At 67.0% G+C, this 20,307-nt stretch carries 22 protein-coding genes, 1 other RNA gene and 1 riboswitch; of the genes, 4 read left to right on the top strand and 19 right to left on the bottom strand.

The features are described 5' to 3' along the window. The first annotated feature begins 63 nt into the window (after positions 1-63). Both smpB and ssrA read left to right on the top strand, forming a co-directional pair. A complete protein-coding gene (gene smpB, locus ARTB_RS14620; RefSeq protein ID WP_026266743.1) occupies positions 64-534 on the top strand; it encodes an SsrA-binding protein SmpB in 471 nt (156 codons plus the stop codon). 111 nt (positions 535-645) lie between these two features. Further along, positions 646-1,014: a transfer-messenger RNA gene (gene ssrA / locus ARTB_RS14625) on the top strand. A 142-nt stretch (positions 1,015-1,156) separates the two neighbouring features. On the opposite strand, the gene ARTB_RS14630 is transcribed toward ssrA, so the two are convergent. The 14 genes from ARTB_RS14630 to ARTB_RS14690 form a co-directional block, all read right to left on the bottom strand. Further along, positions 1,157-1,501: an SHOCT domain-containing protein gene (locus tag ARTB_RS14630; protein WP_243181221.1), complete on the bottom strand. Its 345-nt coding sequence runs from the start codon at positions 1,499-1,501 to the stop codon at positions 1,157-1,159. A 33-nt stretch (positions 1,502-1,534) separates the two neighbouring features. Continuing rightward, on the bottom strand, positions 1,535-2,023 hold the full coding sequence (locus tag ARTB_RS14635; protein ID WP_243181222.1) for a DUF6325 family protein: 489 nt from the start codon (positions 2,021-2,023) through the stop codon (positions 1,535-1,537). A gap of 301 nt (positions 2,024-2,324) precedes the next feature. Then, positions 2,325-2,459, bottom strand: a complete 135-nt coding sequence (locus ARTB_RS21625) for a hypothetical protein (protein ID WP_018775274.1) — start codon at positions 2,457-2,459, stop codon at positions 2,325-2,327. A 47-nt stretch (positions 2,460-2,506) separates the two neighbouring features. Beyond that, on the bottom strand, positions 2,507-2,878 hold the full coding sequence (locus ARTB_RS14640) for a hypothetical protein (protein WP_243181223.1): 372 nt from the start codon (positions 2,876-2,878) through the stop codon (positions 2,507-2,509). Between the two features lie 87 nt (positions 2,879-2,965). Then, on the bottom strand, positions 2,966-3,334 hold the full coding sequence (locus ARTB_RS14645; RefSeq protein ID WP_243181321.1) for a fluoride efflux transporter FluC: 369 nt from the start codon (positions 3,332-3,334) through the stop codon (positions 2,966-2,968). After that, the gene (locus ARTB_RS14650) at positions 3,334-3,783 is read right to left on the bottom strand and encodes a fluoride efflux transporter FluC (RefSeq protein ID WP_243181224.1); all 450 of its coding nucleotides are present in this window, start codon (positions 3,781-3,783) and stop codon (positions 3,334-3,336) included. Before ARTB_RS14650 ends, ARTB_RS14645 begins: the two co-directional genes overlap by 1 nt. Then, positions 3,784-4,497 carry a metal-dependent transcriptional regulator gene (locus tag ARTB_RS14655; protein ID WP_243181225.1) on the bottom strand — a complete coding sequence of 238 codons (714 nt, stop codon included), beginning with the start codon at positions 4,495-4,497 and terminating at the stop codon, positions 3,784-3,786. It abuts the gene before it with no gap. 16 nt (positions 4,498-4,513) lie between these two features. After that, on the bottom strand, positions 4,514-5,800 hold the full coding sequence (locus ARTB_RS14660) for an Nramp family divalent metal transporter (RefSeq protein WP_308197245.1): 1,287 nt from the start codon (positions 5,798-5,800) through the stop codon (positions 4,514-4,516). Positions 5,801-5,967: 167 nt separating this feature from the next. Beyond that, on the bottom strand, positions 5,968-6,744 hold the full coding sequence (locus ARTB_RS14665) for a class I SAM-dependent methyltransferase (RefSeq protein WP_243181226.1): 777 nt from the start codon (positions 6,742-6,744) through the stop codon (positions 5,968-5,970). 81 nt (positions 6,745-6,825) lie between these two features. Then, the gene (locus tag ARTB_RS14670) at positions 6,826-8,265 is read right to left on the bottom strand and encodes an aminotransferase class V-fold PLP-dependent enzyme (protein WP_243181227.1); all 1,440 of its coding nucleotides are present in this window, start codon (positions 8,263-8,265) and stop codon (positions 6,826-6,828) included. A gap of 34 nt (positions 8,266-8,299) precedes the next feature. After that, a riboswitch (SAM riboswitch) is annotated at positions 8,300-8,413 on the bottom strand. Between the two features lie 77 nt (positions 8,414-8,490). After that, a complete protein-coding gene (gene hisN, locus ARTB_RS14675; protein WP_028277489.1) occupies positions 8,491-9,321 on the bottom strand; it encodes a histidinol-phosphatase in 831 nt (276 codons plus the stop codon). 76 nt (positions 9,322-9,397) lie between these two features. Further along, a complete protein-coding gene (gene rsgA / locus ARTB_RS14680; RefSeq protein WP_079553032.1) occupies positions 9,398-10,513 on the bottom strand; it encodes a ribosome small subunit-dependent GTPase A in 1,116 nt (371 codons plus the stop codon). Further along, positions 10,497-11,915 (bottom strand): 3-phosphoshikimate 1-carboxyvinyltransferase, encoded by a 1,419-nt coding sequence (gene aroA, locus ARTB_RS14685; protein ID WP_243181228.1) that lies wholly within the window; start codon positions 11,913-11,915, stop codon positions 10,497-10,499. The genes rsgA and aroA overlap by 17 nt, the downstream gene beginning before the upstream one ends. A 7-nt stretch (positions 11,916-11,922) precedes the next feature. Continuing rightward, on the bottom strand, positions 11,923-12,471 hold the full coding sequence (locus tag ARTB_RS14690) for a DoxX family protein (protein ID WP_028277492.1): 549 nt from the start codon (positions 12,469-12,471) through the stop codon (positions 11,923-11,925). A 248-nt stretch (positions 12,472-12,719) separates the two neighbouring features. On the opposite strand from ARTB_RS14690, the gene ARTB_RS14695 reads away from it, so the two are divergent. After that, positions 12,720-13,472 carry a sigma-70 family RNA polymerase sigma factor gene (locus ARTB_RS14695; protein ID WP_156945176.1) on the top strand — a complete coding sequence of 251 codons (753 nt, stop codon included), beginning with the start codon at positions 12,720-12,722 and terminating at the stop codon, positions 13,470-13,472. Continuing rightward, entirely contained in the window at positions 13,469-13,729 is a 261-nt protein-coding gene (gene rsrA / locus ARTB_RS14700; RefSeq protein ID WP_018775287.1) for a mycothiol system anti-sigma-R factor, read from the top strand. Before ARTB_RS14695 ends, rsrA begins: the two co-directional genes overlap by 4 nt. A gap of 97 nt (positions 13,730-13,826) precedes the next feature. Here the strand turns inward: rsrA and ARTB_RS21975 are convergent, their stop codons facing one another. The 5 genes from ARTB_RS21975 to ARTB_RS14720 all read right to left on the bottom strand — a co-directional run bounded on the left by ARTB_RS21975 (position 13,827) and on the right by ARTB_RS14720 (position 20,150). Then, positions 13,827-13,901: a 50S ribosomal protein bL37 gene (locus ARTB_RS21975; protein WP_104061284.1), complete on the bottom strand. Its 75-nt coding sequence runs from the start codon at positions 13,899-13,901 to the stop codon at positions 13,827-13,829. 114 nt (positions 13,902-14,015) lie between these two features. Beyond that, the gene (locus tag ARTB_RS14705) at positions 14,016-14,654 is read right to left on the bottom strand and encodes a PadR family transcriptional regulator (protein ID WP_028277494.1); all 639 of its coding nucleotides are present in this window, start codon (positions 14,652-14,654) and stop codon (positions 14,016-14,018) included. Then, on the bottom strand, positions 14,654-15,481 hold the full coding sequence (locus tag ARTB_RS14710) for a DUF4097 family beta strand repeat-containing protein (RefSeq protein ID WP_243181229.1): 828 nt from the start codon (positions 15,479-15,481) through the stop codon (positions 14,654-14,656). The genes ARTB_RS14705 and ARTB_RS14710 overlap by 1 nt, the downstream gene beginning before the upstream one ends. Positions 15,482-15,631: 150 nt before the next feature. Further along, positions 15,632-16,231 carry a GDSL-type esterase/lipase family protein gene (locus tag ARTB_RS14715; protein ID WP_028277496.1) on the bottom strand — a complete coding sequence of 200 codons (600 nt, stop codon included), beginning with the start codon at positions 16,229-16,231 and terminating at the stop codon, positions 15,632-15,634. Positions 16,232-16,343: 112 nt separating this feature from the next. Next, entirely contained in the window at positions 16,344-20,150 is a 3,807-nt protein-coding gene (locus tag ARTB_RS14720; protein ID WP_243181230.1) for a multifunctional oxoglutarate decarboxylase/oxoglutarate dehydrogenase thiamine pyrophosphate-binding subunit/dihydrolipoyllysine-residue succinyltransferase subunit, read from the bottom strand. Positions 20,151-20,307: the final 157 nt, after the last annotated feature.

A 20,307-nucleotide genomic window follows, 5' to 3' on the forward strand; every position in this document is an offset into this window, starting at 1 on the left:
AAACTGGAAAGACTCCGCACCACCTGGCCGGAGTGAACCACCAACAAACCGAGGAGTCCTACCGTGCCCAAAGAAAGTGGCCGTAAGGTAGTGGCCACCAACCGCAAGGCCCGGCACGACTATCACGTCCTTGACACCTATGAGGCCGGCATCGCGCTGATGGGCACGGAAGTGAAGTCCCTGCGCGAGGGCCATGCCTCGATGGTGGACGGCTTCTGCACGTTCTACAACGACGAGCTGTGGATGGAGGGCATCCACATCCCCGAGTATCACCAGGGGAGCTGGACGAACCACGCCGCACGCCGCCGTCGCAAGCTGCTGCTGCACCGCGAAGAGCTCACGAAGATCTCGCACAAGATCCGCGAGTCGGGCTTCACGATCGTGCCGCTGCAGCTGTACTTCGTGGACGGCCGTGCGAAGGTCGAAATCGGCGTCGCCCGCGGCAAGAAGGAATATGACAAGCGCCAGACACTGCGCGAACAGCAGGACAAGCGCGAGGCCCAGCGCGTCATGCGCGAACGCAACCGCCGCTAGCGCGCCGCAGGCTGTCACGGTGCCAGGGAATGTTTCCCGGAGGCGGTGCGTTATGATTGGTAGTCCGGGAAGGATCCGAAAGTGTCCGGTCCGGGTTTGATAAAAAAATACGGGGATGATCGGTTTCGACGATGTTAGTCGCGACAGGTGAAGCGGGCCGAGGATGCAGAATTATCTCGTAAACGCTGTCTGCAAACCAATAAGTGCCGAATCAAAACGCACTGACTTCGCTCTCGCTGCCTAAGCAGTAAGACAGTCCGTCAGCCCGAGGTTGCTATTGCCCCGGATCCTGGCGTCATTTAGATAGCCACTGCTGTTTACCTCCGTCATCGGGGTAAACGGGACTCTTAGATGACTGGGCCCGGATCAGCCAGCTGTTTGCAGCATGGCTGGGGCCGAGAAATTCCAACGCAAACTGCGCCCGGAGAAGCCCTGACAACACGACATCGGACGGGGGTTCAATTCCCCCCATCTCCACATAGGGGCCCGGCAACGGCGCTCCACCCCGTATTGGGTTCACAAAACTCCCCGCCGGCTTCTGCCGGCGGGGAGTCTTGTGCTTAAAGCCAAAGAGGAGGGAAGCGTCTTCCGACACTTCCCTCCTCTTTGCAGTTTCTTGTCACTACATGCCGAGGATCTTCGCCTTCTGGACGCCAAACTCTTGTTCCGTGAGAATCCCTTGATCCTTCAGCGCCCCGAGCTGCTTGAGCTGTTCGAGGGCTTCGTTTGAGATGCCGCCGGCAGCCGGGGGAGGGGGTGGTGGCTGCTGGTAGACCGGCTGCTGGTAGGCCTGCGGCGGTGGCTCCTGCTGGGCCATCTGCGAATCGTAGGCCTCCTGCTGCTTGGCCGCGGTCGCGGCGTCCTTCTCGGCAAACTTGTTGGCCTGGCGGCGCTGGACCCGGCCGCTGACTGCACTGGCTGTCCCGGCAACCACCGCCGTCCGCCCTATACCTCTGAGAAGTCCCATAATTTTCTCCTGTCGGATTGCTTCCTGTGTGTCTTACGCGTCGGGTGCCTGCGACACGGCGGGTGCCGTCGTCTCGGCGTCGAGGGCCTCGAGGGCATCGAGTGCTTCCATCACGTCCGGAGCAGGGATCCGCGTGCTCGCGATGAGTTCGCCCCCGCTGTCCCGAACGGCCGCCACGAACGGTGCCGCCCAGATGTTCTCGTAGACGATCAGCGCGGCCACAGTCCCGGGGAGCAGCGCGGCCGAGGCCTCGGCGATGTCGTCATCGCCCAAGAGCCCGGTCCGGGCTCCCTCGAAGTAGGAGAACCCCGCCGCCGGACCGCCTGGGTCGGTGAGTTCGAGCACCTCGACAGATCCGTCGTCATTCTTCATGACGACGAGGAGATCGAAGAGGCGGATCACGCCCTGCTCGACGAGCTTAACGAGTTCCTCACTCGCCTGTCCCGTCAGTCCCGATACGGGGAACTCCAGGAGTACGAAGTCGACCGGCCCGTGGGCCTCAGTCTCCGGTGTGATTGTCACTGGTATTCCTCCGGTCTGTGTCGAGCACGCTGTCTGGCGCACTGGTCTTAGTGTGGGCGGTCCCCGCCGGGCCGTCACCACCCGCGTCGAATGATTCCGATGGGGGCCGCGCCGCTCAACGGTTGGAACTGCCCCGCGGACATGGCCCCGGAATGGGACCTCTCGGTCGGATTCCAAGACCACTAAACCGCCAACGGGAGATTGTCACATCATCCATTTCGGGTGAGCCCCCAGCCCGCCGCGACGTGTCAGGCCAATACGACAAGAGGCCGGAAGCAACGGCTTCCGGCCTCTCGATATTTCAGCGCTTCTTGATGTGTGCCACTGGGTCGGTGTGGGCATCGACGATGTGTTTCGCCTTCTTCTCTGCCCGTTTTTCCTTGATGGTTTTAACCGACTTCTTCGACACGCTCTGGTGCGGCGTCTTGTCAGGCATGGTGCTCTCCCTCACGGCAGGGGCCAGGGGTAGCCCCGTCTTTTAAGCTACGCCTCGGGAACGGCGGCGTCCACGATCCCTGCGAAACGGCTGCCGACGCCGTCGTACACACTGCGCACGAGCCCGGGCCCGAGCACGGGGATCTCGCGTGCCTCGTGGTGCACGCAGCAGACGTACGTGAATTCCGGCCACCATTTTTTGGGCCGGGCCGCTTCGGAGAATCCGCAGACGGCACAGGTGAGCTGGACCCAGACGGGCCGCTTGCCGGTGCGGTTTGCCTTGGACTGGACCAGCCACGCCGGCGGGTTGTCCAGCAGCTCGCCCAGCTCGGCCTCGGACAGCCGGGGCGGGATGCCGTGACGGTGCGCCATTTCCAGGGGAATGTCGAGGATCTGGGCTGCTTCACGTCGGGTAACCATCCTTCAACGATACGGGAACGACGGCGGCCCGAAGCCACCACGGCGCCCCGGTGTTACCCTCGCCACACCGGCGGAGGCCTGAGGTTTTCAGCCGGCGAGGGCAAGCCCAAGCGCCGCGGCCGCGAGCCCCGCGAGAAGGTTCGCGCCGATGTTGAGCGCCGCCGCCCGGTACCGCTCTTCGCTGACCAGGCGGACCGTCGCGGTGGTCCATGAGCTGAAGGTGGTCAGGCCGCCGGCGAGACCGGTTGCGATCGCGGCGTGCCAGTCGGCGCCCAGCTCCAGGTGGCCGGTCAAGCCGATGGACCAACCGATGATGAAAGATCCGGCGACGTTGACCGTGAGCGTCGCCCAGGGCCAGTGCGGTCGGGAGCCCTGATGGTGCGCGAACCAAGAGTCGACGGCGAACCGCAGGAGTGCTCCCGCCACCCCGCAGGCCCCGACCACCAGCGCGGTCATCATTGGGCACCGCCGCGGAGGTCGGCGATCGCCTTGCCGGTTTTCCAGCCGGCCGCCGCGGCCCCGAGGCCCAGGACGAGCGAGAGCCCGAGGTAGGCCAGCCACGTGGCGTGGTAGCCGCCGCGGATCTGCTGGTCAATGGCGATCACCAGCGCCGAAAAGGTGGTGAAGGAACCCAGGAGGCCGGGGCCGATGCCGGCCCGCAGCCAGAAAGCCGTCTGTGGCCGCGCGATCCAGAGGGTGGTCAGGGTGGCCAGAACGAAACTCCCGGAGACATTGATCGCCAACGTGGTCCACGGCACCGCGCCGGCGCTTTCGGGAAAAATCAGGCCGGCGCCGAAACGCAGCTCGGTTCCGATCAGCCCGCCGACGGCGACGGCGGACCAGGCCTTCCAGCCCGGCACGCCGGGGCGCGGCACGGCCCGGCGCTCGTCCAGCGCACCCTTCACTCAGCTCTCCGTGACGCTGCAGCCGGCGTGCCCGGCATCGCTGTGGACCCAGAGGGCCGAGGCGACCTCGTCGGCGAAATCGAATTCGCGCGGTGCCGGGGCGGAACCGATCCGCACTACCATGGGGCCACCGAAGGGACGCCGGCCCACCACCTCCACTTCGGCGTCGAGGTCGATGTCCTCTGCGGCGAGATAGCGCAGGAGCTCCGGGTTGTCGTCGCTGATCCGGGTGATCCGGCCGGTGTGGCCGTCGTCGAGTTCGCTCAGGCGGTGGGCGGCGGGCATCAGCACCGAGCCGTCGGCTGCCGGGATGGGATCGCCGTGCGGGTCCCGGGTGGGGTTCCCCAGCTTGGCCGCCATGCGTTCAATAAAGGTGTCCGAGACGGCGTGCTCCAGGAGTTCGGCTTCGTCGTGGACCTCGTCCCAGCGGTATCCCAGCTCGCGGACGAGGAAAGTCTCGATCAGCCGGTGCCGCCGGACCATGGACAGGGCGAGCCGGACTCCATCGCTGGTGAGCGTGACGGCGCTGTAGGGCTTGTGGTCTACGAGGCCCTGGTCTTTGAGTTTGCGGACCATTTCCGACACCGAGGAGTTGGCGACGCCCAGGCGCTGCGCCAGCTGCGTGGAGGTGATGGGCTTGCGCTGCCACTCGGTGAACGAATAGATGACCTTGACGTAGTCCTCGATCGAGGAGGAGGGCGTACTGGTCTTCACAGACCTAAGCCTACCGTCAGCTGCCTCCGGAGAAAGTGAGCCACAGCAGGACCAGGTTAAGGGCCACGACGAGCACCACGCTGATGATGGCGGCGACTCGGAGGGCCGGGCCGTCGGCGAACCGGCCCATCAGGGCTTTGTTGCTGGTCAGCACCACCAGCGGGACCAGGACAAAGGGAATCCCGAAGCTGAGGACCACCTGGCTCAGGACGAGCGCCCAGGTGGGGTCGAAGCCCACCGCCAGCAGCACGACGGCGGGGATGAGGGTCACGACGCGCCGGGCCATGACGGGGATCCGGATCTTGAGCAGGCCCTGCATGATGGTGCCGCCGGCATAGCAGCCCACTGAGGTCGATGCCAGGCCGGAGGCGAGCAGCCCGACCGCGAAGATCACGCCGACGATCGGACCGAGATTGGCGGTGATGGCGGCGTGCGCGCCCTCGATCGTGTCCGTGCCTTCTTCGCCGCCGAGGGTGGAGGCGGCCAGGAGCAGCATGCCGATGTTGACCAGTCCGGCGATCGCGAGGGCGGCCACGACGTCGAACCGGGTGGCCCGGACCAGGCGCGCGATGGCCGCCGGGGGAACATGCAGGTGTTCGTCCGGCCGGTGCCGGTCCCGGGACAGGGCCGAGTGGACGTAGATGGCGTGCGGCATGACGGTGGCCCCGAGCATGCTGGCGGCCAACAGGACGGTGTCCGGTCCCTGGAAGCCGGGCATGAGCCCGGCCAGGGCGGCTCCCGGATCGGGCGGGCTGATGAAAAGCCCGGCCAGGAAGCCGACTGTGATGATGCCGAGCAGGAACATGATGATGAATTCAAACGGCCGCTGTTTCTGCCGGGCCTGGACCGCGAGCAGGAGCATCGACACGGCGCCGACAATCAGGGCGCCAAGGGGGAGGGGCAGGCCGAAAAGCAGGTACAGGGCGATTGCGCCGCCCACCACCTCCGCGAGATCGGTGGCGGCGGCGACAACTTCGGCCTGCACCCAGAAGGCGCGGCGCCAGAACGGCTTGAGCCGTTCACCAAGGATCTCCGGAAGGCTCTTGCCCGTGACGATCCCGAGCTTGGCGGACTGGTACTGGACGAGGACGGCCATGACGTTGGCGGCCACGAGGACCCACACCAGCAGGTAGCCGTACTGCGCTCCGGCGGTCAGGTTGGCGGCCACGTTTCCGGGGTCCACGTAGGCGATCGACGCCACGAAGGCCGGTCCCAACAGGCCGATCAGCGCCCTCCGGGCACCCGGGTGTTTGTAAGTGGGGGCGTCCTGCGCCGGTTGCCCGTGTCCCGTTAGCTCCAGCACTGCCAGCTCCTGTGATTGGCGCGTCGGCGTTGACGCGATGATCGGCGCCGGCCGGAAAACAGCCGGTGTCAAAGTTTCGTGTGCCTATAAGAAATTATTAGGCATACCGAAACAATAGGCCTGGCGGGCGCTGCGTGCAATCCGGGGGAATCCGGGGTGAGCGTGCATCAGGCCCGGAAGGCCCGCCACGTCTGGGTCAGGTAGGGCAGCCGGAGCACCTCGCCTGGGGTGTGCCCCAGGTGCTCGTGCAGGTACCAGGCGAGGTTGGCTGTGACCTTGGCCCGGGTGGAGTCCGATGCCGCGAGATAGTAGCTGCGGGACTTGGCCAGCTCCTGGATGTCCTCCGCCGTGACGGAATCCTCCCAGCGCGTCAGGTGGCTCTCCAGTCCGGTGAACTCGGGGCCCACGGCCGGACGGAAGTGTGGCTTGTGGACGTCCCCGGCGTGCATGATCCGGGAGAGCCGGTGCACCCAGGGCACGCTGGTGTCCAGCTGGTTCCAGATCAGGCCCAGCACGCCGTGCGGCCGCAGGATCCGGGCAATCTCGGCGCAGGCCAAGCCTGGGTCGCACCAGTGCCACGCCTGGGCAACCGTGACCAGGTCAAAGGACTCCGGCTCGAGACCGGTGTCCTCGGCGCTGCCCTCGATGGCGGTGACGTCCGGCAGGGTCCGGCGCAACTGCTCAAGCATGTCGGCAGAGGGGTCCACGGCCACCGTGGCCAGTCCGCGTTCTGCCAAAAGGGAAGTGAACTTCCCGGTGCCCGCGCCAATGTCCGCGGCGTCCCTGGCTCCCGCCCGGACCAGCCAGTCGGCCGACTCCTGCGGATAGCCGGGGCGGACGCGTTCATAGTGCTCGCCGCCGTCCTGGAAGCTTTGTCCGAGTTCCTGGCGCCGCTCGCTGTGCAGCTTCGGTCCGCTGTGGAGCCTGGGTCCGGCGCTTGCCACGTGCGATCTCCTTCGGGAAGGTCCTGCTTGTTACAGATACCTTTCGAATTTACCGCACCCGCGCCGGGCCCCGGTCCTGCGCTAGTCGAGGGTGCAGGGCGCAGCGCCGGCCGTGCCCGGGGTGTTCGGCGCCCAGTGGGGGTAGCTGCGGGTATCGTTGGCCGGCACCCAGCGCCCGGCGTCCACCACGTAATCCCAGCCGAGTCCGTTTTGCCGCAGCTGCTGCAGGCCGGCCAGCAGGCGTTCGGCGTCCTCCAGTCGTGAGCCGAGGCCGAAGCTGGCCCGCAGGGAGCCGGCGGGCAGGCCGAGCCGCTTGAGCAGCGGGTGGGCGCAGAAGCGGCCGTCGCGCAGGCCAATGCCGTGTTCGGCCGACAGGTAGGCGGCCACCAGTCCGGCGTCGTAGCCTGCCACGGAAAAGTTCACGACGCCGATCGTGCCGGTGTCCGGCTGATCGCCTCCAGTGGAAGAAGCGGAGGAAGAATCGGAAGCAGAATCGGCAAAGATCCGGTGCACGGTTACCCCTTCGATGCCCTGGAGGCCCTCGACGAGGAAGGACCGGATGGCGTCCTCGTGGGCCTGCCACTGCTCCGGGTCCAGGGCTGCAATGACCTGGGTGGCGCGGGCGAGGGCCGCCGCACCGAGGACGTTCGGCGAGCCGCCCTCGTGCCGGGCGGGTCCTGTGGTCCAGCTGACGGAGTCGAGCCGGGCATCGCGGACCGCGCCGCCGCCGGCCAGGTGCGGGGTGCCGGCGTCGAGCCAGTCCGTCCGTCCCACCAGCACGCCGGCGCCGAACGGGGCGTACAGCTTGTGCCCCGAGAAGGCGAGGTAATCGACGTCGTCCGCGGCGATATTGATCCGCCGGTGCGGGGCGAGCTGCGCGGCGTCGACAACGATCCTGGCGCCGTATTCGTGCGCCAGTGCGGCCAGGGTCCGGATGGGGAGGATCTCCCCGGTGACGTTGGAGGCGCCGGTGACGGCCAGCAGGCTGACGCCGCCGCGGGCGAGTTCGTCGCGCAGGCGGTCCACGGTGGCCGCGAGGGTGGCGGCGGCCACGACGCTGCGGTGCGGGACATTCTGCCAGGGCAGGAGGTTGGCGTGGTGTTCGATGTCGAGGTAGAGGACCTCGCCCGCGGGCCGCCCGTCGCGCAGCGGCAGGCAGCCGGCCAGCAGGTTCAGGGAATCGGTGGTGTTGCGCGTGAAGATCACGGAATCGCCGGGCCGGCCGCCCACGAAGTCCCGCACGATGTCCCGGGCGTTCTCGTAGACGGAGGTGCTGATCTGCGATGCGTAGCCGGCCCCGCGGTGCACGCTTGCGTAGTACGGCAGGATTTCGTTCAGGTATGCCGAGACCACGGACAGGGCCGGGGCGGAGGCGCCGTAGTCGAGGTTGGCGTAGCGCGCGTGGCCGCCGGTGATCAGCGGGGCCTGGATTTCGGCCCCGGTGACGGCTGCCAGCGGGCGGGCCGCGAGGGCAAGCCGTGCATGGAATTCAGGGGCAACGGGGAAAATGGCAGTTGTCATGGGACCTCACTCGAACAGGACCCCACACCGTGGGAATCCGCGCTTGCCGGGTCCGTTCCGGACCGGCCAGGTCGTCACCCGGGGCACCCCACCGCGACTGGAGGGTTGCCGGCCAGCAAACCGGGGTTTAGCGCTGGCACTCGTGACCTGCATCGAGCGTAGGACATTGGCGCAGCCGGGGAAAAGGCGGCCGCCGATTGTGAAGCGGAATATTACGGGCGCGGATCAGTTGTTCGGGTGGGCCTGGAAGAGGTCGTCGAGTCCGGGGTTGAGCCGCTTGAGCACTTCCGAGTGCAGGATCGAATTGGTGGCCAGGGCGTTGCCCCCGAAGGGGCCGTCCTCGCCTTCGAGCGAGGTGAAGCGGCCGCCGGCCTCGGTCACGATCGGCACCAGGGCGGCCATGTCGTAGAGATTCAGCTCGGGTTCGCAGGCGATGTCCACGGCGCCCTCGGCCACGAGGCAGTACGACCAGAAGTCACCGTAGGCGCGGGTCCGCCACACTTCCTCGGTCAGGCCCAGGAACTCATCCAGGTTCCCGCGTTCCTTCCAGCCGCCAAGGCTGGAGTAGGACAGCGACGCGTCCTCGAGATTGGAGACGTTGGATACCTTCAACCGTGTGGCGGCGGCGAGCGAGCGGCCGGTGTAGGCGCCTGCACCCTTGGCGGCCCACCAGCGCTTGCCCAGTGCCGGCGCGCTGACGACGCCGACCACCGGCTCGCCCTCATCGACGAGGGCGATCAGGGTGGCCCAGACCGGGACGCCGCGGACAAAGTTCTTCGTGCCGTCGATCGGGTCGATGATCCACCGGCGGGAACCGTGGCCCGAGCTGCCGAACTCTTCGCCCAGGACCGCGTCACGCGGACGTGACCGGGAGAGCTGGCCGCGGATGGCCTCTTCCGCGGACTTGTCGGCATCGGTGACGGGTGTGAGGTCGGGCTTCGTCTCGATCCGAAGGTCGAGCGCCTTGAAGCGGCTCATGGTCTGGGAATCGACCGAATCTGCCAGTACATGGGCAAGGCGCAGGTCATCGTTGTAGCTCGAAGCGGGTTGGCTCATGGTTCCAAACTACCGTCAAACCGGGCTGCCGGGCGGGAGGCCGCGGCTCGGCGCCGCCGCCCCGTTGCCGGTCCGGCTAGGAGACGGTGCCCAGTTCCTTGGTTTCCTGCGCTTCCATCCGCGGGTCAGTGCCCAGCAGCCGGCGCAGGGACGCGAGCCTGGCCGGTCCCGAGGGCCCCGCGTGCCCGGCCGCAACCCACTTGTCGACCCCGCAGTTGACGGCGGTGGAGTCATGCTTGCAGCCGCGTTCGCAATCATCGGTGCCCGGTTCCAGGTCCGGGAAGGAACGCAGGATCCGGTCCGGGTCCACGTGGGCCAGGCCGAAGGACCGGATGCCGGGGGTGTCGATGATCCAGCTCCCGGCCGGGGCATCGTTGACTTTGAGCGCCAGTGCCGACGAGGACGTGTGGCGGCCGCGGCCGGTGACCGCGTTCACGCCTCCCGTGGCCCGCTCGGCCCCGGTCAGGGCGTTGACCATGGTTGACTTGCCGACGCCGGAGTGGCCCAGCATCACGGTGACCTTGCCGTCGAGGTAGTCGCGCAGCTGGGATACCGCGTCCTTGTCGAGCCGGGCGGAGAGCCCGTCGTCGGAGCGGGCGTCGATGCCGGAAGCGGCGGAGTCGGCGGTCTTGGAGATGATGACGGGGAAGTCGAGGTGCTGGTAGTTGGACAGCAGCTCGGCGGGATCCTTGACGTCGGCCTTGGTGACGAGCAGCAGCGGTTCGATGCCGGCGTCGTACGCGGCGACCAGTGCGCGGTCGATGAAACCGGTCCGCGGCTCGGGGTTGGCGGCGGCGACCACCACCACCAGCTGGTCGGCGTTGGCCACGACGGCACGTTCGATCGGGTCCGTGTCGTCGGCGCTGCGGCGCAGCAGCGTCTTGCGGTCCTGGATCTTGACCAGCCGCGCCAGGGTGTCGGGCTCGCCGGTGACGTCCCCGACCAGGGAGACGAAATCGCCGGCAACCACCGGGTTGCGGCGCAGCTCCCGGGCACGGGCCGCGATGATCTTGCGTTCGTCCGCGGTCCCCTCGCCGACGACGGCGGTGTAGCGGCCGCGGTCAACGGTGATGATGCGTCCGGTGACGGCGTCGTCGTAGCTGGGCCGGTCCTTGGTGCGGGGCCGGGTGCCCTTCTTGTTCGGCCGGATCCGGACGTCGGACTCGTCCCAGGAATCAGTGCTGCGTGCCACCGGCGGTGTCCTCATCTGCGGCGGGTCCCTGGGCCAGCATCGCTTCCCAGAGTTGCGGGAAATCGGGCATGGTCTTGGCCGTGGTTGCGATGTCCTCGACTTCCACGCCGGCTACGGCAAGGCCGAGGATGGCGCCGGCGGTTGCCATGCGGTGGTCGGCGTAGCTGTGCACCACACCGCCGTGCAGCGCGGCCGGGCGGATGATGAGGCCGTCGGGGGTTTCTTCGGCGTCGCCGCCGAGGCGGTTGATTTCGGCGACGAGGGCGGCGAGCCGGTCCGTTTCATGGCCGCGGAGGTGGGCGATGCCGCCCAGCCGTGAGGGGCCGGTGGCGAGGGCGCACAGCGCGGCTACGGTGGGGGCGAGTTCGCTGGTCTCGTCGAAGTCGCCGCCCTTGATCTCCGGCCCTCCGCTGACGGTCAGGGTGCCGCCGTCAACCGTCACCGTGGCGCCCATAGCGGTCAGGATTCCGCGCCAGAGATCACCCACCTGGGTGGTTTCCGCGGGCCAGTTCGGGATCCGCACGGTGCCGCCGGTGGCCAGGGCCGCCGCGAGGAAGGGTCCGGCGTTCGAGAGGTCCTGCTCGATCCGGACGTCGAAGGCGCGGATCGGGCCGGGGGAGACAACCCAGTGGTTCGGCACCGAGTCGTCGACCGCCACGCCCACGCCGCGCAGCACGGCCACGGTCATGTTGATGTGGTCCAGGCTCGGCACGGGCTTGCCGACGTGTTCGAGGTGGAGTCCCTCGGTGAAGCGCGCCCCGGCCAGCAGCAGGGCGGAGACGAACTGGGACGAAGCGCTGGCATCAATGACCAGGTGGCCGCCGCGCACCTCGCCCGAGCCGTGCACCGTGAACGGCAACGACGACGCCGGACCGCCGTCGGGCGCGGTCACCGCCACACCCAGGCCGGCGAGAGCCTCGATAATGGTGCCCATGGGGCGTTTGCGGGCATGCGGGTCGCCGTCGAAACGGGACTCACCGCGGCGCAGCGCGGCCACCGGCGGCACAAAGCGCATGACCGTGCCGGCCAGGCCGCAGTCGATCGCCGTGTCCGCCGCCGCGGCATCCATGCTGATCGGGACGATTTCCAGGTCGGGGCCGAAGGCGCCGTCGCCGGGCACTTCCGTGACGGTGGCCCCCAACTGCCGCAGGGCCTCAATCATCAGCGCGGAATCCCGGGAGTGCAGGGGAGCCCGCAGCCGGGAAGGTCCGTCCGCGAGGGCGGCGAGCACGAGGTACCGGTTGGTCAGGGACTTGGATCCGGGAACGGTGACAGTGGCATCGACCGGCCGTGCGGCGAAGGGGGCGGGCCAGTGCGTACCGGCGTCGGCTGCATGGGGACCGGCTGCATGGGCGCCGGCAGGGTGGGACGGGGCAGCTGCAGAGGGGGTGGTGCCAGTCATTACCGTCTTAGGCCCCGGCAGAGTGGTCTACGGCCTTGCGGACGACTTTGTCGGCCTTCTTCAGCTGCTTGTTGGTGGTCTTGCGGGCATCGGCGGCGAGGTGTCCGGCGCTCTTCTTGGCATCGGCGGCCAGGTGCCCGGCGCGCCAGGCCAGGCTGGGCTTGCCGGCGGTATCGACCGCGGCGAGGAGCACGCCGCCGGTGAGGGAGACGTTTTTCAGGAGCTGTTTGCGGCGGGCGTCGCGGGCTTCCTTCGAGGAGATGTCCGCGCTGCGCCATTCGACGTAGCCGTTCAGGAGCGAAATGACGGCGAGCAGGGTGGCCGCCAGCCGGGCGGACTTGCCGAGGGCGAAGCAGACGCCGGCACCGATCTGGGTGCCGCCGATCACGCGTGCCACGACTTTCTCATTTGGCTGGAACGGCAAGGCGTCGGCCGCACGCCGCAACAGGGGGGACAGCTGGGCCGCAGTGTCATCCGCGTTCTTGAGCTTGTCCATGCCGGCGAGGACGAAACTGGAGGCGAGCATGGGCCGGGCGAGAAAGCGGACAAACGACATGAATTTCCTCCTGGATGGACGAACAGCGGCTTCACTGCGGGAGAACCGGTTCTAGTCTTGCACTTTTGCGGAATATTTGCCCGCAGGACGTGGTTGTGAAAGGCAGATCCCAGCAGGCTAACGAAGGCGGAGATTTGACTCTGGTCAAAGACAGGGCGGAACCGGAAGCCGGTTCCGGGCAATCATGGACCCTCGCGCTTCCGTCGGTTCCGGGTGCCCGGCGGAAGGTGACAGTAGACTTGAACGCAATGAGCACCATGGACCCGGCCGTTGCGGCCATGCACGAGGTTGCCGGAAACGACGCCACGCCCACCAAGACACCTGATGCCGGCACGCCCGCCGCTTTGGAGACCGAGGTGGACGGGAAGCCCCTTGATGTCTCCACCGAGTCCGCGGAAGAGCGCCGGGTGCGCTTTGAGCGTGACGCCATGCAGTACGTGGACCAGCTGTATTCGGCGGCCATGAGGATGGCCCGGAACCCCTCCGACGCCGAGGACCTGGTCCAGGAGGCGTATACGAAGGCGTTTTCCGCGTTCCACCAGTACAAGCCCGGAACCAATCTGAAGGCCTGGCTGTACCGCATCCTCACCAACACGTACATCAACCTGTACCGGAAGCGTCAGCGCGAGCCGCTGCAGTCGAATTCGGACACCATCGAGGACTGGCAGCTGGCCCGCGCCGAGTCGCATACGTCCTCGGGACTGCGTTCGGCGGAGGCTGAGGCCCTGGACCACCTGCCCGACTCGGATGTGAAGCGCGCCCTCCAGTCGATTCCGGAGGAATTCCGGCTGGCCGTGTACTTCGCCGACGTCGAGGGTTTCGCGTACAAGGAAATTTCGGACATCATGAACACCCCCATCGGGACCGTCATGTCGCGGCTGCACCGCGGCCGGAAGATGCTGCGGGACATGCTGGCGGACTATGCCGCCGAACGAGGATTCAGGGCCGCCACCGAGTCAAGCGCCGCGGCCGACAGCAACAAACAGGAGAACAGGAAATGAGCGACTGCCAGGGACTGGGCGATTGCGATGACGCCCGGATGCAACGTATCTATGAATATCTGGATGGTGCGCTCACGCGTGCAGACATCGCAGAGATCAAGGACCACCTGGACAGTTGCCCGGAGTGCCTGGAGCAGTACGACCTCGAATGTGTCATCCGCGTGATGGTCAAGCGTTCGTGCACGGAAGCAGCTCCGGAAAACCTCAAGAACTCCATCCTGGACCGGATTCACTCGATCCGGACAGTGGAAGCGTGAGCCGGACCAGGGAAGCCTGAGCCGACATAAACGAATGACCCCGGAATCCGTGAGGATTCCGGGGTCATTCGTTTAAAGCTGTCATTCCAAGCTTTGCTTAGGCGTTGGGGCGCTTACCGTGGTTCGCGCCGCCACGCTTACGGTCACGACGTTTACGTGCACGTTTGCTCATAGCTGGCCTCCTTAATCTTGGTACTCAAAAGAGCTGCCCTCAAGTCTCCCACATCGCGGCACCCGCCGCGAACCGGAGGCCCGTGCTACGGGCCGCGGCCGGTCCGGCCCGGCCTCAGCCCTCCAACGAATTTCGGATCGAGATCCGGGCCTGGTCCAGCACGGTCCTGACCGTTTCGAGCGTGACGGCGGTAACCGGACGGCTCCCGGCATGACGGCGCAGTTCCACCCGCATGTCGTCCCGGAACGCCTGCACCAGCATTTCCGCCTCCTTCAGCCGCCGTTCGCCCTCCGGGGAGTACCGCGGGCTTCCCGCGCCGCCGGCAGTGCCCGTCCCGCCGGCAGAACCGGCGGCGCGGGCCGAGGTCCGGGCCGCCTCCGCCGTGGCCGCAAGGTCGGCCCGGAGGCCGCGCATGTTGACGCGGATGTCCTGGCGCAGGTTGTCGGCAAGCCGGCGGACCGACGCCGAGATGTCGTTCTCGACGCCGGCGAGTTCGTCCCGCCGGCGGTTCAGTTCCGTGAGGCCGGCCGGAGTGATGCTGTAGTTGGTGCGGCGGCCTTCCGTGCGGGTGGCGACGAGCCCTTCCTCTTCGAGCTTGCCCAGGCGCGGGTAGATGGTTCCGGCACTGGGGGAGTACGTGCCGCCGAAACGCTCGCTGAGCGCCTTGATCAGCTCGTAGCCGTGCTTGGGGCCCGATTCGAGCAGGGCGAGCAGGTACAGCCGCAGCGCCCCGTGGGCGAAGACGGGAGGCATCAGAGGGCCGTTTCGGTGTCCGGGCTGGGCTGGCCGTGGAAGAGCGACGTTTTTCCGGAGACCGAGTTGGTCCGGACCAGCATCAGCTTGGCGTCCGGTCCCGCAATGGTCTGCACCGTGCCGCCGGGCTGGACGTACCTCGTGTCATCGATGACCACCGCGCCGCTGGCGGACTTGGCCACGATGTCCACACCGACGTCGTGCGGCAGCCGGATGGTGACGTCGCCGGAGACCGAATTGGCGCCAAAGTCATGGGTGAAGCCGTGCAGGTCGAAGTTCAGGTCGCCGCTGACGGTGTTCGCCCGGATGTTGCTGAATTCGCCCGAGGCCGTCACTTCACCGGAGACGCTCTTGGCGGTCAGGACGCCGCGGTGGTTGCGGGCAATCACCTCGCCGCTGACAGTGTTGACGGACAGGTTGCCGGCGGTGCCGTCGGCCAGCACGGATCCCGAGACGGTGTTGAGCCGGGTGTGGCCGCTGAGCCCGGAAACCATGCCGTCGCCACTCACCGTCCCGGCCTCGACCTCGACGCCGGCCGGCAGGGCGATGCTGATGACCACCGAGTTGCTGCTGCCGTTGTTGACGGTGCTCATCAGGTTCTTGAACCAGCCCTGCGGGCCGTGCAGCTGGTGGCGGACTTCCAGGCGGCCGTTGACGATCGAAACCGACAGGGGATCGCCTTCGATTTCGGAGACCTCGATCCTGGCAACGTCCTCGTCATGGGTGACGACGTCGAAGCGGCCGCGGACAATCCCGAGTTTGAGGGAGTGGACGCCGTCGACGTCGATGGTCTGCGGGCCGGTCACGGTCCACGTGTTCTCTGACATGGTTCCTCCGGAAAGGCGAAAGGGGCTGGGCAACTAACGATATATCGCGACTATGAAGTCACGATATATCGCGCTTGCCGGCAGGTCAAGATATATCGCGAAATCCCCTGGAGGGTGGGACCCGGCGCGACCGGTTGCCTGCTTACCCGCCTATTCCGGAGTGTCCAGGCCCAGCCACTGGAACCAGCCGCGGTGCAGCACGAGCCAGGCCATGAGGCCATAGCCGGCCTGGCCGGGCGTGCCGCCGTTGGCCGCGAGGTCCTGGCGCCACTGCTCGTGGTTCAGCAGCGGCGAGAACGTGTCGACATAGAGGTGCTTCCGGCGCGTCGTGACGTCGGCGAAGGCGGTGTTGAGCTCGCCGAGCCTGCGGTTCTGTGCGGGGTCGAGCGTGGGCGGCGGGCCCACGACGAAGACCTCGATCTTGTTCTGGGAGGCGGAGTCCAGGATGTTGGCCAGGTTCAGGCGGCTTCGGGCAGTGGACAGGCCGAACTCAATGTCGCGTCCTGACAGGCCGATCACCAGGCGGTTTTCGTGGTGGTTGCCGAATCGTCGGCCCGACTCCTCGAGCCAGCGGGCTGCAAGGCCCTCGGTGCCCTCTTCGGGGCATGGCAGGGAGTAGCACTCCAGGGCCACGCTGTCCTGCGGCGTGCGGGCCAGGACCCGGCCCAGCCAGCCCAAGGCGCGCGGATCACCAAGCCCGGCCAACAGCTCGTCCCCAACGGCTGCGATCCGCAGCTTCCGATCTTCCACGACTACCTCTTCACTTCAACGCTGTCCATCAAGCTGACCACTAATAGTCCATTAAACAGAACCGCCCGGCCGGAGTGTTGTTGTTTCAGTCTCCGGCCGGGCAGTAATGCCGCTATTTACGAGCGAATGCCTGCTTGAGCAGGGAGTCCTGTTCTGCCGCGTGGCGCTTCATCGACCCTGCCGCGGTGGAGGCCGAGGCGGGGCGGGAGATGAGGCGGACCCGGCGGTCCAGGGCGTCCGGCAGGTTCAGGCCGATGAACGGCCACGGACCCTGGTTGGCCGGTTCATCCTGCGCCCAGACCACTTCGGCGTTCGGGTACTTGGCCAGCTCCGCGGCGATCTCGTCGGCCGGCAGCGGGTACAGCTGCTCGACGCGGACGATCGCCGTGGTCTTGTTCTCGGTCTTCTGCCGGGTGGACAGCAGATCGTAGTACAGGCGTCCGGAGACCAGCAGCACGCGTTCGACGGCGTCGGCCTGCAGCTGCGCGTGTTCCGGAATGACCGGGCGGAACGAGCCGGTGGTGAAGTCCTCCACGGAGGACGCGGCGGCCTTGAGGCGGAGCAGCTGCTTGGGCGTGAAGATGATGAGCGGCTTGCGCGGCCTGCTGTACGCCTGGCGGCGCAGCAGGTGGAAGTGCGAGGCCGACGTCGTGGGGTTGGCCACGATCATGTTCTCTTCGGCGCACATCTGCAGGAAGCGCTCGATGCGGGCGGAGGAGTGGTCCGGGCCCTGGCCCTCGTAGCCGTGCGGCAGCATGAGAACCAGCGAGGACCGCTGGCCCCATTTCTGCTCGGCCGAGGAGATGAACTCATCGATGATGGTCTGCGCGCCGTTGACGAAGTCACCGAACTGCGCTTCCCAGAGCACCAACGCATCCGGGCGTTCCACCGAGTATCCGTATTCGAAGCCCATGGCGGCGTATTCGGAGAGCAGCGAATCGTAGATCCACAGCTTCGCCTGGTCATCCGAGAGGTGGGACAGCGGAAGCCACTCGTCGCCGTTGGCGCGGTCGTGGAAGACGGCGTGGCGCTGCACGAAGGTGCCGCGGCGCGAGTCTTGGCCTGCGAGCCGGACGGGGACGCCTTCCATGATGAGCGAACCGAACGCGGCCAGTTCACCGAAGCCCCAGTCGATGCCGCCTTCGCGGGACATCGCCTCACGCTTCTCCAGCAGCTGCTTGAGCTTGGCGTGGACGGTGAAGCCGTCCGGGATATCGGTGTGGGCCTTGCCGATGCGGGCCAGGGTCTCCGCGGAGATCGCGGTGGATACCGGCGCGCTGACGCCGGAATCGGACTGCTGGGCCATCGGGCGTTCCAGGTCCGACACCGCGGCCGAATCGGCCGTGATGATCGGGATCGGGGACGTCTGGGCCGCGTGGGTTTCCGCGAAGACGCGTTCCAGGCGTTCCTGGTAGTCCCGCAGCAGCTGCTCGGCTTCTTCCTCGGTGATGTCACCGCGGCCGATCAGTGATTCGGTGTACAGCTTGCGGACCGAGCGCTTGGCCTCGATCAGGTTGTACATCAGCGGCTGGGTCATCGAGGGGTCATCGCCCTCGTTGTGGCCGCGGCGGCGGTAGCAGACCATGTCGATGACAACGTCCTTGTGGAACCGCTGACGGAACTCGTAGGCAAGCTGCCCGATGCGGACCACGGCCTCCGGGTCGTCGCCGTTCACGTGGAACACCGGTGCCTGGATCATCTTGGCGACGTCAGTGGAGTACGTGGAGGAACGCGAGGACGACGGTGCAGTGGTGAAGCCGACCTGGTTGTTGACCACGATGTGGATGGTGCCGCCGGTGCGGTACCCGCGCAGCTGGGAGAGGTTGAGCGTTTCCGCGACCACGCCCTGGCCCGCGAAGGCGGCGTCGCCGTGCACCATGATCGGCAGCACGGGGAACGCCTCGCCCTGGTCCAGGCGGTCCTGCTTGGCACGGACGATTCCTTCGAGGACGGAATCGACGGCCTCAAGGTGGGACGGGTTCGCGGCGAGGTAGACCTTGGTCTCCTTGCCGTTGTCCGAGGTGAAGGTGCCCTCGGTGCCCAGGTGGTACTTGACGTCACCGGAGCCCTGCACGGAGCGCGGGTCCTGGGTGCCTTCGAATTCGCGGAAGACCTGCGCGTAGGTCTTGCCCGCGATGTTGGTCAGCACGTTGAGCCGGCCGCGGTGGGCCATGCCGATCGCCACTTCGTCGAGTTCGTCGTCGGCGGCGTCGGAGATGATCGCGTCCAGCAGCGGGATCAGGGACTCGCCGCCCTCGAGTGAGAAGCGCTTCTGGCCGACGAACTTCGTCTGCAGGAAGGTCTCGAAGGCCTCGGCGGCGTTGAGCTTGGAGACGATGCGCAGCTGCTCGTCGCGGCTCGGCTTCGAGTACGGGTGCTCCAGCTGGTCCTGGAACCACTTGCGCTCGGCCGGGTCCTGGATGTGCATGTATTCGATGCCGGCGGTGCGGCAGTAGGCATCACGGAGGACGCCGAGGATGTCGCGGAACTTGAGCATCGGCCTGCCGCCGAAGCCGCCGGTGGGCCACTCGCGGTCCAGGTCCCACAGGGTCAGGCCGTAGGTCAGGACATCGAGGTCCGGGTGCTTGCGCTGGACGTACTCGAGCGGATCGGTGTCCGCCATGAGGTGGCCGCGCACGCGGTAGGCGTGGATCAGCTGCTGGATCCGGGCGACCTTGTTGATCTCGTCGGCCGGGTCCACCTGCAGGTCGGGGCTCCAGCGCACGGGCTCGTAGGGGATGCGCAGGGACTCGAAGATCTCGTCGTAGAAGTTCTGTGCGCCCAGCAGCAGCTGGTGCACGAGCTTGAGGAACTCGCCGCTGCCGGCACCCTGGATGACGCGGTGGTCATAGGTGGACGTCAGCGTGAGGACCTTGCTGATCGCGTTCTGCGCGATGATCTTCTCGCTGGCACCCTGGAACTCGGCCGGGTAGTCCAGTGCGCCGACGCCGATGATGGCGGCCTGGCCCTTGGACAGGCGCGGGACCGAGTGGACGGTGCCGATGCCGCCGGGGTTGGTCAGGGACACGGTGGTGCCGGAGTGGTCGTCCGCGGTCAGCTTGCCGTTGCGGGCACGCTTGATCAGGTCCTCGTAGGTGTGCCAGAACTCGGAGAAGTTGAGGGTCTCCGCCTTCTTGATGTTCGGGACCATGAGCAGGCGGGTGCCGTCGGGCTTGGGCATGTCGATCGCGATGCCGAAGTTCACGTGCGCCGGCTGGACAGCCACCGGCTTGCCGTCGATCTCGTCGTAGTAGACGTTCATCGACGGGAACTGGGACAGGGCGCGGATGACGGCGTAGCCGATCAGGTGCGTGAAGGAGACCTTGCCGCCGCGGGCGCGGGCCAGGTTGGAGTTAATGACCACGCGGTTGTCGATCAGGAGCTTCGCCGGGATGGCGCGCACGCTCGTGGCGGTCGGCACTTCCAGGCTGGTGACCATGTTCGAGGCGATCGCCTTGGCCGGGCCGCGCAGGACCGAGACGACGTCTTCTTCGGGAGCCGTCGGGGCCTTGAGGTTCTTGGGCAGCTGCGCCGGGATCGGCGCGGTGCCGGGGCCGGCGTCGGAAGTCTTGGAGCCGTCCCGGGCGACGGTGGCCGGGGCTTTCTTGGCGGCGGGCGCAGCCGGGGCGGCGGGGGCTGCGGGCGCAGCCGTGGCGGCGGGGGCGGCGGGCGCAGGTGCAGCCGGAGCGGCGGCGGGCGCTACAACGGGAAGTTCACGGGTGGCAGGATGCACAGCTGTCGCGGTGCCGGACGTTCCGTTGGCGGGAGAGGCGTCACTAGCTTCAAAGGATTCGAACAGGGGCCACCACTTGGAGTCGACCGTGTTCTTGTCCTGCTGGTAACGCTCATACAGTTCGTCAACGAGCCACTCGTTTCCGCCAAATTCCTCTGGTAGACGGTGGCTAGGCTGCTCTGGCACTTGAAATACGCCTCTTCCGTGAGTTTGATTCCCTCTGGCTTCCACGGTGCCTCGGCACAACGATTGAGCCAGTCTCTGCGTCCAGTGAACCCAGACCCATGCCAGTCTAGTGAGGATTCTTGCCAAACCGCCAATAAGCGTGACCCAAATCATGATC

Source organism: Arthrobacter humicola (assembly GCF_022803015.1).
GTDB lineage: Bacteria > Actinomycetota > Actinomycetes > Actinomycetales > Micrococcaceae > Arthrobacter > Arthrobacter humicola_A.